This window comes from Variovorax sp. EBFNA2 (assembly GCF_033802765.1).
Taxonomy (GTDB): domain Bacteria; phylum Pseudomonadota; class Gammaproteobacteria; order Burkholderiales; family Burkholderiaceae_C; genus Variovorax; species Variovorax paradoxus_H.
On sequence record NZ_CP138497.1, the window covers coordinates 141,825 to 154,505 of the forward strand.

General features: G+C 66.6%; 12 protein-coding genes. 5 read left to right on the forward strand and 7 right to left on the reverse strand.

What is annotated here, in order from left to right; all coding sequences use genetic code 11:
- Positions 1-2: 2 nt before the first annotated feature.
- From RZE79_RS31065 to RZE79_RS31090, 6 genes are all read right to left on the reverse strand, one after another.
- A complete protein-coding gene (locus tag RZE79_RS31065) occupies positions 3-2,117 on the reverse strand; it encodes a PAS domain S-box protein (protein WP_319362090.1) in 2,115 nt (704 codons plus the stop codon).
- The gene (locus tag RZE79_RS31070) at positions 2,110-2,838 is read right to left on the reverse strand and encodes a response regulator transcription factor (RefSeq protein ID WP_319362091.1); all 729 of its coding nucleotides are present in this window, start codon (positions 2,836-2,838) and stop codon (positions 2,110-2,112) included. The genes RZE79_RS31065 and RZE79_RS31070 overlap by 8 nt, the downstream gene beginning before the upstream one ends.
- Positions 2,839-3,554: 716 nt before the next feature.
- Entirely contained in the window at positions 3,555-3,818 is a 264-nt protein-coding gene (locus RZE79_RS31075) for a BON domain-containing protein (RefSeq protein ID WP_319362092.1), read from the reverse strand.
- Between the two features lie 28 nt (positions 3,819-3,846).
- The gene (locus tag RZE79_RS31080; RefSeq protein ID WP_319362093.1) at positions 3,847-4,431 is read right to left on the reverse strand and encodes a hypothetical protein; all 585 of its coding nucleotides are present in this window, start codon (positions 4,429-4,431) and stop codon (positions 3,847-3,849) included.
- 83 nt (positions 4,432-4,514) lie between these two features.
- Positions 4,515-4,973 (reverse strand): universal stress protein, encoded by a 459-nt coding sequence (locus RZE79_RS31085; RefSeq protein WP_319362094.1) that lies wholly within the window; start codon positions 4,971-4,973, stop codon positions 4,515-4,517.
- A gap of 435 nt (positions 4,974-5,408) precedes the next feature.
- Complete coding sequence (locus tag RZE79_RS31090; RefSeq protein ID WP_319362095.1) at positions 5,409-8,099, reverse strand: GNAT family N-acetyltransferase; 2,691 nt, start codon at positions 8,097-8,099, stop codon at positions 5,409-5,411.
- On the opposite strand from RZE79_RS31090, the gene RZE79_RS31095 reads away from it, so the two are divergent.
- Entirely contained in the window at positions 8,092-8,259 is a 168-nt protein-coding gene (locus RZE79_RS31095) for a hypothetical protein (protein ID WP_319362096.1), read from the forward strand. The two genes, RZE79_RS31090 and RZE79_RS31095, sit on opposite strands and share 8 nt — an antisense overlap.
- Before the next feature lie 145 nt (positions 8,260-8,404).
- Here the strand turns inward: RZE79_RS31095 and RZE79_RS31100 are convergent, their stop codons facing one another.
- On the reverse strand, positions 8,405-9,664 hold the full coding sequence (locus RZE79_RS31100) for a DUF4010 domain-containing protein (RefSeq protein WP_319362097.1): 1,260 nt from the start codon (positions 9,662-9,664) through the stop codon (positions 8,405-8,407).
- Between the two features lie 114 nt (positions 9,665-9,778).
- On the opposite strand from RZE79_RS31100, the gene RZE79_RS31105 reads away from it, so the two are divergent.
- The 4 genes from RZE79_RS31105 (at position 9,779) to RZE79_RS31120 (ending at position 12,668) form a co-directional block, all read left to right on the forward strand.
- Positions 9,779-10,411: an NAD(P)H-dependent oxidoreductase gene (locus tag RZE79_RS31105; RefSeq protein ID WP_319362098.1), complete on the forward strand. Its 633-nt coding sequence runs from the start codon at positions 9,779-9,781 to the stop codon at positions 10,409-10,411.
- Positions 10,412-10,490: 79 nt separating this feature from the next.
- Positions 10,491-11,528 (forward strand): zinc-dependent alcohol dehydrogenase family protein, encoded by a 1,038-nt coding sequence (locus RZE79_RS31110; RefSeq protein WP_319362099.1) that lies wholly within the window; start codon positions 10,491-10,493, stop codon positions 11,526-11,528.
- A 61-nt stretch (positions 11,529-11,589) separates the two neighbouring features.
- A complete protein-coding gene (locus tag RZE79_RS31115) occupies positions 11,590-11,970 on the forward strand; it encodes a hypothetical protein (RefSeq protein WP_319362100.1) in 381 nt (126 codons plus the stop codon).
- Positions 11,971-11,978: 8 nt separating this feature from the next.
- Positions 11,979-12,668 (forward strand): PRC-barrel domain-containing protein, encoded by a 690-nt coding sequence (locus RZE79_RS31120; protein WP_319362101.1) that lies wholly within the window; start codon positions 11,979-11,981, stop codon positions 12,666-12,668.
- The last annotated feature ends 13 nt before the right edge of the window (positions 12,669-12,681 follow it).

Genomic DNA, 12,681 nt, shown 5'->3' on the forward strand with positions numbered 1-12,681 from the left:
GCTCAGACGCCGCCGGCGAGCACCTTCGCGATGGCTCGCGCCAGCTCGGCGCGCGAGTAGGGCTTGCGCAGCAGCTCCCAGCTTGGCGGTACTTCGCGGTCGGCATCGAGCAACTCCGAGGAGAAGCCCGACATCAGCAGCACTGCGGTTTGCGGAAAGCGCTGCTGCACCTGGGCGGCCAGTCGCGTGCCGCGCATGCCCGGGCCTAGAGCGATGTCGCTCAGTAACAGGTCAAAAGGCCCGGCGCCTGCATCCAGGGCCAACAGCGCCTGCTCGGCCGTGGCCGCGGTGACCACATCGCAGCCAAGCGTGGCCAGGAAGGTCTCGGCCACCTTGCACACCTCCATGTCGTCCTCGACCAGCATCACCCGCAACCCCGGCGGGATCGCTTCGTCGGCATGCACTTCCAGAGCTGCGGACGGGGCGAATTCCTCCTGCCGCGGCAGATAGAGCGTCACCGTGGTGCCCAGGCCCATCCTGCTGTCAATCGCCACTGCGCCCTGAGACTGGTTGACGAAGCCGTACACCGTGCTCAAGCCCAGGCCGGTGCCGCGACCGGCCTGCTTGGTTGTGAAGAAGGGTTCGAAAGCTCGCTCCTTCACGTCCTCAGGCATGCCCGTTCCGCTGTCGGCGATGGAGATCGCGACGAAGTGCGTCGCGCCATCGCTGTCAGGGTCGCTGCGCTGGCTGAGCAGGGCCACGGGCAAGGCGCCGCACCGCTCGGCGCGAAAGACAAGGGTGCCGCCTTCGGGCATGGCGTCGCGTGCGTTGATCGCGATGTTGAGCAACGCGGATTCCAGTTGGCCCGGGTCGGCCAGCACTGGCGGACAGTCGAGTGCGGTGTCGATCTCGATGCGGATGCGTTGGTCCATGGTGCGCCGCAGCATGTCGGCCAGCGAGTGCAGCAGCGCATGCGTGTCGACGGCGACCGGTTGCAGCATCTGCCGGCGCGAAAATGCCAGCAGCTTGCCGGTCAGTTCAGCGCCGCGGCGTGTAGCGCGTGTGGCGGCGCCGATCAGCTGCTGTGCGTAGCCTTCTTGCGCCAGCGTGGGCATTTCCTGCAGGACCTGCAGGTTGCCCTGGATGACTGTCAGCAGGTTGTTGAAGTCGTGCGCGATGCCGCCTGTCAGTTGGCCGACGCTTTCGAGCCGCTGGGCATGGCTGAGCGCCTCCTCGGTCTGCACGCGCTGCAAACTGGTCGCAAGCAGGCTGGACAGCGATTCAAGAAAGCGCACTTCCTCGTCGCCAAAGCGTTTGGATTCCTTCGATCGCACCGACAGCATGCCGATGACGCGCCCCATGTCGGACAGCGGCACGGCCAGTGCGCTCACCAGGCCCGAGTCGAGATAGGTCTGGGGCACGGAAAAGCGGTGCTCGGTGCGGTAGTCCGGCACCAGCACCGGCCGGCCCTGCGAGAGCACGAACCCCGGCGGGGTGTCGGGACGGTTGGCGATGCGTGCGCCGATCTCCTCGCCCGCAACCAGTCCAACGCCGCTGGCAACGCGGAATTCGAGGCGGCTGCTGTCGAGAAGCCACACCATCGCCACCTCGACCTGCAACGCTGTGGTGATGATTTCTGGCACGTGCTCGAGCACCACCTGCAGATCGCGCGTGTCGACCGCCAGGCGCCCCAACTGCGCCAGGTGCTCGCTGTAGCGGGCGCGCTGCAGCGCCTGCTTCACGCGCGGATAGGCGCCGATGTCGCGGATGGCGGCCACGACGAACGGCAACCCGTGGTTTTGCAGCGGGCTGAGCGCGATCTCGACCATGACCTCGCTGCCGTCCTTGCGCTTGGCCACCAGCTCCATCTGTGTGCCCATCGGACGAGAGCGGGGTGCGTGGCCATAGGCCTCGCGATAGGAGGCATGGCGTGGACGGATGCTGTCGGGCACCAGCACGTCGACATTCAGACCCACCAGCTCATCCTGTGCATAGCCCAGCAGCGTGGCTGCGCAAGGGTTGGCCAGCATGATGCTGCCGGACTGATCCACCAGCAGCAGCGAATCGGGGTAGGCGATGAAGAGCGAGCGGAACACGCTGCCTTCGTCGATGCCCGATGGCAATCCCGCAATGGGTGCCTCGGGCAGGAAGGGCAGTTTGTTCGTTGCGTTAGCCATGGGAAACCGGCGGGATCAGGATGTAGCCCGCGCCACGCACCGATTTGATGAGCTGTGGATCGTCCGCATCCGCCTCGACCTTCTTGCGTAGCCGGCCGACCTGCACGTCGATCGTGCGATCGAAGGGCGCGGCTTCGCGTCCGCGTGTCTGTTCGAGCAGGAAGTCGCGGGACAGCACGCGGCCGGGATGCCGGGCAAAAGCCTGCAGCAGATCGAACTCGCCGCCAGTCAGCGGCACGAGTTCGCCCTGCGGGCTCCTGAGGCTGCGCGTGGCGCTGTCGAGTTGCCAGCCGGCGAAGCGCAGCCTGTCGGCTGCGGCTGGTACGGGCGCCGGGCAGGTCGGTGTTTCAGGCGTGAGCCGGCGCAGCACCGCCTTCACGCGCGCCACCAGCTCGCGAAGGTCGAAAGGCTTGGTCACGTAGTCGTCGGCACCCACCTCGAGGCCCACCACCTTGTCCACCGCATCAGCCCGGCCGGTGACGATGACGAGGCCGCAGTGCCAACTCTCGCGGATGCGGCGCGCGATGGAGAAGCCGTCTTCTCCCGGCAGGCCGAGATCGAGCAGGACAAGGTCTGGCGGATCGGTGTCCATCAGCGTCATCAGGCTTGGGCCGTCATGAAGCTGGGTGACGCGCAAACCGTGGCCCTGCAGGTAGTTGGCCAGTAGCAGCGTGATGTCGCGCTCGTCGTCGAGGGCCGCAATATGAGGGGTGGATTTCATGCGCCGACAGGGAAACGAAGCGTGAAGCTCCTGAATATTCCGATCCACATGAGCGTAGCACGCGCACCTCGCCGGCGACACCCCCGAAGCCCCGTCGAGAGCTGGCGGGTGACTGCGTGAAATTTTGGAGGCAGGCGATCTTGACCAGATAACCCGAAGTAGCAGCCGCGAAAAGCGCGTCGCACATGCATCTCAACGTCCCGCGTGGAGTGCACGATTATTTCTATTGAACTGTCATCTAGCTTCGTGATGGCGATCAGACCGAACCCCTTGCCGCCGCCCAGGCGGACCTCGAGGATGAGCACGTCGAACGCGTGCTGCGCCAGCAACCGCCTCGCTTCGCGCATGCTGGCGGCCTCGCGACAACGCACACGCGCGAATCCGTGACCAGTTCATGGGTGATGGCGCGCCGTGCGCTTTCGTCCTCGTTGATTAGCCGCACCCGAATGGGTCTTTCCGTTTGGCCGACCAGGAATGTCGGCCATGGGCTTGTCAATCCTGCGCCTGGATTTTCCCGAGGGGGCTTGACGATGCGTGCGAGCTATTTGGATGCGCCGCGTGTCAGTGGCGCCGGATCGAGTGGGATCAAGGCCAAGGTCGGGGGCCTGTTGTCTCGGTGATTGTGAATCCGATTTTTAAGACACTGCCTTGGATCTACCTTGATCTGCATCAAATCGTGTGCGGACGACAAAAGTGCTCGCAGTGATGAGGACCGGTCAGCTCGAAGTAGCGGTGGGCGCTATGCGCACCTCGGCCAATGCCTGGGCCGGACGGACGTTGAGTCGGTTCAGCAGCGTCGTCAGCCCTTCCGTGCGCCGTGCGGCACGTTCTGCCGCCGCCCGCTGGGCTTCATCGGCTACCTGTCCGCGCAAGGTGACCACGCCATCTTGCACGTGCACATCGACATCACACGCGTTGACCGCCGGGTCCCAGTTGAGTTGGGCGAAGACATCGTGTCGCAGTTGAATGTCTGGATTCATGAAGATCCTTTTTGCAGCTCCGCAGTTGTCAATTTCTTTCCGGGCCCGCCGGGCGGGCAGTACGCTTCATGGCCTCGAGCGTGCGTGCCGAGGCGTTGGCGACGGCCTTGGCCGCCGCGCGCATAGCCTCGTCCGCCTTGTCCAGCGCCTCGCGCGTGGCCTGCGCCGCCTGTTCGGCCTCTTCCTTGCTGGCCTGCGCGGCGCGATTGACGGACTCCTCCGCCCTGGCAAGGGCTTCCCTGGAGGCCTGCGCTGCCTTGGCGCTTTCTTCCTGGGCCGACCGTGCAAGGTCCTTGCTTTCATCAACGGCCTGGCTGGCGGACGCAGCGGCCTTTTCTTCCAGCCGTGTCGCCGCGTCCGCCGCTTTCCTCGCGGCCTGGCGGATGCCTTCGGCCAAGGACTTGGACACCTTGCCGGTGGCCACCTTGCTTTTTTCCGCGGCGGCCTTGGCCGTGTCGGCTGCCTTGCGCGCAGCCTTCTGCGCATCCTGTGCTGCGCGGCCGGCGGCGTCGCGCGCGCCTTGTGCTGAACTTTGCGGCGGACTCAGTTGTGCAGGAGCGGTGTAGTCGGCGGCGAAGGCGCAGGCACCGATGGTGAGGGCCGCAGAGGCCATGAGGGTGCGCAGTGTGTTCGTTGTCATGTTCTTCTCGTCGATGGGAAAGGGTGGGATGAGAGGTTGAATTTGCGGTGAGGGGATCAGCTCGTAGATGTTCCGCGCACCAGCAGCACCGGCACAGGGCTGCTTCGTGCCACCCGGTCCGCGTCGCTGCCCAGGGCCAACCGGCTCAGACCCTGACGGCCATGGGTGCCCATCACGATCAGGTCGCAGGCGGCCTTGTCGGCTTCCTCGATCACGATGTCGGCGACGCGGCCCTGCGTGACTTCGCGCAGCACGGTCCGCGCTTGCACGCCGGCAGCGTCGGCCAAAGCCAGGGCCTTGGATAAGACCGATTCGCCATGCGCACGCATCCGCAGGAGGCCCGCCTCGAAGCTGGAGATCGTCGATATCTCCATCACCATTGGAAAATCGTTGATCACGTGAAGCAGCCGCAGCTCGCTCTTGAGATCACTGGCCAGACGAATGGCTTCCCGCAGGCCGCGATCGGCCGTGGGGCTGCCATCCAGCGGAACCAGAATGTGTTTGTAAACGGACATTGATTTCTCCTCGGGGTCACCTGTCACAGACACCAGCCGCGAGCCCTGCGCGACGGGTGGGCAGATTCTTCGGCCGCGCGGCCACGACGGTCTTGCGCCACATCAACATTGATTCAATCCGCAGGTGGCTTGATGCGTGCCAAGGCGCCACGCCATGGCCCGTGATGCGAACCTGATCCCGTGCAAGATGGCCAGCGAGCAGTTCTCCCCGCAGGAATGCAGCGCGCGGCCGCCGCCGGCAGCCTGGCGCAGACGCTGCTCACTGCCGTGCGGCCCGAATGCCGATTTCCTCTCGGCAGGCACGCGCTGGGCTGCCTTACTCCGGGCGGCGGGGCGAAGGAAAATCGCTACGTTGTCGAAGCATGCTCCGAATCCAGAGGGCGCGCCTGGCAGCGCCCACCGCAGCTTGGGGGGCGGTATGAGCCACGCCGGGGGTCATGTCGACGAGTGCGTTGTGCCTGCCGACGGCTTCAGCGCCATCACCATTCGACGAATTCCCGAAGAGGGAGACTCTTGGGGGTCGGCCTTGAAACCCATGTCGGCGGAGAGCTTGAGCATGCGGTCGTTCTCGCGCAGCACGAGGCCGACCAGCCGCTCCAGGCCCCGGTCTCTGGCATGTTCGATCAGACGTTCGAACAGCAGTCTGCCCAGTCCCTGGCCCTTGAGGTCGGAGCGCACGATGATCGCGAACTCGGCTTCGACGTTGTCGGGGTCGCTCACCGTGCGGGCTACGCCCAGTGTCTCGGCACGACCTTGTGCATCGATGGCCTCGGCGATGAAAGCCATTTCGCGGTCATAGTCGATCTGGGTCAGGCGGGCGAGCTCGCTGTGCAACAGCTCCTTACGAGGCGAGAAGAATCGAAAGCGCGTGTCCTCCAGATCCAGCGATGCAATGAAGCGCACGTGTTGCGGTTCGTCCTCGGGCCGGATCGGCCTGATCACGATCTCATGGCCGCGCCAGGTCTGCGCACGCACCCATCGCGTGGGGTAGGGCAGGATCGCGAAGCGCTCGGCGCCACCGGCCGGCGTGGGCGACAGGCGCACACGCGCGTCGAGCGCCAGCGCACCGTCTTCGTCCAGCCACAGTGGGTTGATGTCCAGTTCGGCCATTTGCGGCAAGTCGGCGAGCATTTGAGACACCGCGACGAGCACGTCGTACAGCGCCTCGAGACGAGCCGGCGGATGGTCGCGAAAGCCGCCGAGCAGGCGCGCGACCCGGGTGCGCGAAACGAGCTCCTGCGCCAGCGCATGGTTCAGTGGTGGCAGGGCGATGGCCGTATCGCCGATCACCTCGACGGCGGTGCCGCCCTGGCCACAGAGGATCACCGGCCCGAAAACGCTGTCGATGCTCGCGCCGACGATGAGTTCCTGCGCATGCGGGCGGTGCACGGTGCGCTGCACCGTGAACCCATCGATCCGGGCCAGCGGCCTGGCGCCTTGCACGGCCTTGAGCATTTCGAGCACTGCTTGGCCCAGGGCGACCTCGTCGCACAGCCCGAGCCGCACGCCGCCCACGTCTGTCTTGTGCGTGATGTCGCGCGAGAGGATCTTCAGCGCCACCGGATAGCCCAGCCCCCGCGCGGCCTCGATGGCTGCCTCGGGCGTTGGGGCGACTGCCAGCGTGGGCACAGTCTCGATGCCGTAGGCCTGCAGCAGGGCCTTGGCCTCCTGCTCGCCCAGCCATTCGCGCCCATCCGCCAGGGCGGCATCGAGCGTCGCGCGCAAGACGGCGCTGTCGGGTGCGGCGTTGCGTGCGGCGTTGGGCGTCTCCATCAGGATCTCCTGGTTGCGCCGGTAGGTCTGCAGCATCGCGAAGGCGTGCACCGCCTCTTCGGGCGTGGCGTAGTCAGCCACACCGGCCTCCTCGAAGAGCTTGCGCGCCTGTGCCACCGCGTCATCACCGAGCCAACTGCTCATCACGCGCGAGGCGTGGCCGCGCACCAGCGGCAGGCAGGCGCGCGCGATGTCTTCGGCGCGCACGATGGCAGTCGGCGCATGCATGAAGAGCACCGCCCCGGCCGAATCGTCAGCCAGCAGCGCGGACAGTGTCTGGGCATAGCGCTCGACCGGCGCGTCACCGATGATGTCGATGGGGTTCGCATGCGACCAGTGCGACGGCAGCACAGCGTCGAGGCGGGACTTCAGATCTGCGACGGGGTCGGCAAGCGTGACGCCTTCGCGCGCGGCCGCGTCTGCGGCCATGACCCCGGCGCCCCCGCCGTTGGTCATGACCGTGAGCGTGCTGTGTCGATTGCCGCGGAATCGCGACAGCGTCTGCGCCGCGATGAAAAGCTCCTGCAAGGTGTCGACGCGCAGCATGCCGGCGCGCCTGATGGCGGCGTCGTAGACCGTGTCCGAACCCGCCAGCGCACCGGTATGCGAGGCCGCAGCCTTGACGCCGTTGCCTGCGCGCCCGGCCTTCACCACGATCACCGGCTTGTTGCGTGCGGCCGCCCGTGCGGCGGACATGAACTTGCGTGGTGATTCGATGGATTCCACGTACAGCAGGATCGAGCGCGTGCGCGCATCGCTGGCCAAGTGGTCAAGCAGGTCGCCGAAGTCGACGTCGCAGTGCTCGCCCAAGGAGATCAGGTGCGACAGGCCGACCCCGCGGCTGCGTGTCCAGTCGAGCACCGCCGTGACCAACGCACCCGACTGCGAGACGAAGGCCATGTCGCCCGCCAGTGCATCCGTGTGGGCGAAGCTGGCGTTCAGTCCGACGTGGGGACTGAGCAGGCCCAGGCAGTTGGGACCGAGCAACCGCAGTGTGAAGGGGCGCGCAGCCTCCAGTGCCGCCTGTTTTTGCTGCACGCTCAATCCGGCCGTGATGATCACCACCGCCCGGGTGCCCACGGAGCCCAGTTGTGCGACCAGCGGCGCGACGGTGGCCGGCGGCGTACAGATCAACGCCAGATCGGGTGCGGCGGGCAGGCTGGCCGCACTGGAAAAGATAGGCACCTCATCGAGCGAGTCGTACTTCGGGTTCACGCCGTAGACTGGCCCGGCAAAGCCACCGGCCCGAAGATTGCGCCAGACCGTCGCGCCAACGCTGCCTGGCCGATTGGAGGCACCGAACACGGCGACGGAGGCCGGCGACAGCAGGCGATCGAGATAGCGAATGCTCAAGACTGGCTCCGAAGTGATCGCCCATGATGGGGGGCTTGGCAACTCGCGGCTTGATGCACGTCAACTTCACGTGGCGGCGCAGGGGCAAGGTTCGGATTCGCAGGAAGCCCTCATGCACGCCCATTCATTTCGGCTCGCGTCCCATGCCGCCGACATTTGATCCCTGGCAGGCGCACGTAATCGCGGCCGAGGTGTCGATGGCCACGCAAGTCTCGGCCGAGTCGGTTGCCGCCTGCGCGCATCACGCCTTTGTCAGCGGGCCGAGGCTGCGCACGCTTGCGGCTCCTCAGGGCATTGTGGCGCGGTCATGGTTTCGCGAACCATATGGCGGCCGCGCACGCACAGGCCAAGCTCGCCATCAGCGCGGCCGCCACGCGCAGCGCGTATTTTTGGCCGCCGGCTGCCAGTGCCACCGCGCAGCGCGTGAGCGTGTTGGTTCCGACCGCCACGAGCGCGCCGAGGATGAAACGATCTGTCGCCAGCGTGCCGGCCGCGTGTAACGAAGCCAGCGAGGCCACAGGCGCATGCGCATCGACCAGCGCCCCCAGCGCGATGCCGACCTGCAGGCCCGCGTTGCCGAAGTGGCGCTGGGCCGTGCCGACCAGCAACGCGACCATCGCCAAGGCGAGGGCAACGGCAAGCGCCGCACGCGGGCGCAGCGCGCTGCGGGTGCTTGCAGGTGCCTTGGGGGCGATGGATGGAGGAAGCGACAGCAGGGGAAGCAGGCCCACAGCCGCTGCGCCGGCCGCGCCCGCCAGCGCCACGGGCAGCAACGCGAGACCGGCTTGCGGCGACAGCGCGGCTGTCATGGTCAGGGCCAGCACCCAGGTGGCCACTGCGGACAGGGCCGCGGCGCCCGCTAGCAGGCCAGTGTGCTGGGGTTGCTCGCGCGCACGGTGTCCAAGGGACGCGACGGTGGCCGTGCTCGAGACGAACCCCGATGCGAAGCCCGTGCCCAGCAGGCCGCCGCGCATGCCGAGCCAGCGCACCGCTGCTTGTCCCGCGGCCTGGATCGCCATGATCAGCAGCACCATCGCTGCCAGCGGTCTGGGGGCGATACCCCCCAGCATTTCGATTGGCTGGGACGGAACGAAAGGCAGAACGATCAGGGCAAGCGCAGCCAGCAGGACGCCATCGTGCAGCTCCTGTTCGCTGAGCAGTTGCGTGGCGAACCGGTGTAGCCTGCGGCGCGCTGCCAGCAGCAACGCCAGACCGGTGCCGCAGGCGGCGCCCAGGGACGGCTCGAACACGCACAGCACGCCGATCAGATAGGTAGTGAAGAGGGCGAGCTCGGTGGTCAACCCGGGGTCGTGCGATCGGCTCTTCCAGTGCGACACGGCCGCCAGCGCCGCGACGAGTGCTGCGCCGATGGGAACGAGCACCGGGACCGGCACCAGCTGCGCCACCGCGCCGCTCAAGGCCGCGATGGCGAATGTGCGCAAGCCTGCGGCTTCTCGCCGATCACCGTCTCCCTTGCGGCGTTCGCGTTCGATGCCGACGATGAGGCCGACGCCCAACGCCACCGCGAGGCCGACGACAGCTTCTGACGGGTGCAGCCTGTCCATGTCCGCAGTGTCGCGCCGGGCAACGCCGCGTCAAGACGGCGCGGTCGCCGGGCCCGGTGTCCGATCACGTGGACTTGATCTTTCGCAAGCGCAGGCTGTCGCGCGGTGCGCAGGATGGTTCCATCTGTCGTTCCGGGGCGGCGTTGTCAGGCCGAACACATGTCCAGAAGAATCCTCCTGCTGCAGGGCCACCCGGACGCGTCGACCGTGCATTTCGGTCATTCGCTCGCCCAAGCCTACGCACGGGGCGCGCAGGCGGGCGGCCATGAAGTGCGGGTCATCCGGATCGCAGAATTGGAGTTTCCACTGCTGCGCAGCAAGGCTGCGTGGGACGCGCAGGCCGTGCCTGCGGTTCTGCAGCCTGCGCAGGATGCGATCCAGTGGGCCGACCACATCGTGCTGTTCTTTCCGCTGTGGCTCGGTGGCATGCCGGCTTTGACCCGAGGCTTCCTCGAACAGGTGCTTCGCCCCGGGTTTGCGCTCGCGCGCTCGTCGCCAGGGCACATGGGTGCCACGCTCCTGACAGGCCGCTCGGCGCGCATCGTCGTGACCATGGGCATGCCGGCGCTGGTCTATCGCTGGTACTTCCGAGCCCACAGCCTGAAGGCGCTGGAGCGCAACATCCTCGGCTTCGTGGGCATTGCGCCGGTTCAAGAGACACTGGTCGGTCTGGTCGAAAGCATGAACGACGTCCAGCGTGGGCAGTGGCTGCGCCGATTTGAAGTTCTCGGGCGCGAGGGCAGGTAGGGTGTCTGCGGACAGCGAGGCGCAGATTCCTTGCGTTATCTCAAGCATCCGCCGCACATGAGCGCCTAACGTAGTGTCCATGAAAGCACTCGTATACAAAGGCCCCGGCCTCAAAGCGCTCGAAGACTGCCCCAAGCCGCAGGTTCAGGCGCCGGGTGACGCCGTCGTCCGGATACTCAAGACGACCATCTGCGGCACCGACCTGCACATCCTCGAGGGCGATGTGCCGACCTGCACGCCGGGGCGCATCCTCGGACACGAGGGGGTGGGTGTGGTCGAGACAGTCGGTGCCGGCGTGACGGCCTTCCGTCCCGGCGACCATGTGCTGATCTCGTGCATCTCATCGTGTGGGAAGTGCGAGAACTGCCGCCGCGGCATGTATTCGCACTGCGCCACAGGCGGCTGGATCCTGGGCCACACCATCGACGGTACGCAGGCCGAGTACGTGCGCATTCCGCATGCCGACACCAGTCTCTATCCGATTCCCGCCGGCGCGGACGAGGAGGCGCTGGTGATGCTCAGCGACATTCTGCCGACGGGCTTCGAATGCGGCGTGCTCAACGGCAAGGTCGCTCCCGGCAGCACCGTGGCCATCGTGGGCGCAGGGCCGATCGGCTTGGCCACGTTGCTCACGGCACAGTTCTATTCGCCGTCTCAGCTCATCCTCATCGACCTGGATGACGCCCGGCTCGAGGTCGCGCGCCGGTTCGGCGCGACGCACACCGTTAACAGCACCGACGGCAAGGCGGCCGAGGCCGTGCTCGCGCTGACGGGCGGACGCGGCGTCGACGTGTCGATCGAGGCCGTGGGAATACCCGCCACCTTCGTGCTATGCCAGGACATCGTGGCGCCGGGAGGCACGATCGCAAACATCGGCGTTCACGGGCACCCGGCCGAGCTCCATCTGGAGCGACTATGGTCGCAAAACATCGCAATCACCACCCGGCTGGTGGACACGGTGTCCACGCCGATGCTGCTGAAGACGGTGCAAGCCCGCAAGGTGGACCCCGCCCGGCTGATCACGCACCGATTCAAGCTGGACCAAGTGATGGACGCCTACGACACTTTCGGGCGCGCGGCCCAGACGCATGCGCTCAAAGTGATCATCGAAGCCTAGTACGGAGAGCCCGCCGCGCACCTTCCTGTCGCCCACTCGTCATTCTTTGCATCGGACTCCCATGTCGCTTTTCCACGCCGTCGTCCAGATCGATCATCACACTGCGCACATCCTTCAGTTCGATGCGGCGCAGGCGCTCGCTCAGCAGGTGAAGGAACACGTCCATTGCACGCGTCAGCACGGCAGCAATGTGCGCAGCGAGCATGAATTTTTCGCCGAGGTGTGCGAGGCGACAAAGGGCATCGCCGAGGTGCTCGTCGTCGGCTCCCATACGGCGCTGTCCGATTTTCGCCGCTACGTCGAGCGACATCGCGCCGAAGTGGCGCTTCGCATTGTCGGATGGGAGGCGGTGGGTCACATGAGCACGAACGAACTGGTTGCGATGGCGCGCCGCTACTTTTCCATGCACGCGGGCATGGCAACTCCCATGAAGGCGGGCTGAGGGTGGCCGTGAAGACGACGCGCCGCACCATTGGCCCGGGCATGGTGCTCACCTTCATGCTGGTGCTTGGGGCGAACGGTCTCGCCGGCGCGCAGGTGGCGGGCGCCACGCGATGGGCCGGCGAGGTCACCGAGACCGATCAACTGATCGCGGGATGGAGCGCCAGGCAGAGCATCCTCGGGCGGTCCGTGTACAACGCATCGGGCGATCGGCTGGGCAAGGTGCTGGACCTGATCGTGGGCACCGACAAGCGCGTGACATTCCTGATCGTGGACACGGGCCGCGGCGTCCCTGGAGCCGCGCAGCACCTGGTCGCTGTTCCGGCGTCGCAACTGCAGGTGCGCGGCGCGCGTGTCGTGCTGCCCGACGCCGCGCGCCAGACGCTGGCCATTCAGCCTGCCTTCGTGCACGCGCCGATCACCCGCACGCAGAGCGCCATTGTCGAACAAGCACAGCAGGACGTTGACAAGTCCCGCCAAACGATCGCCGTGCTCGAGCGCAGGTTGGCGCAAGGCAGCGCACAGGAGCGGGCGCCAACCGAACGGAAGCTTCTCGCGCTAAGGCAAGGCCAGAAAGCCGTCCAGGACAAACTGGACGATATGGACGCTGCAGGTGCGGCGCAATGGCAGTCTGCGGAAGCCGAGATCGGGCAGGCCTCGGCGCGTCTGCGCAGTGCGATCCGCAACGCATCGAACTGAGCGAGAACGGTGC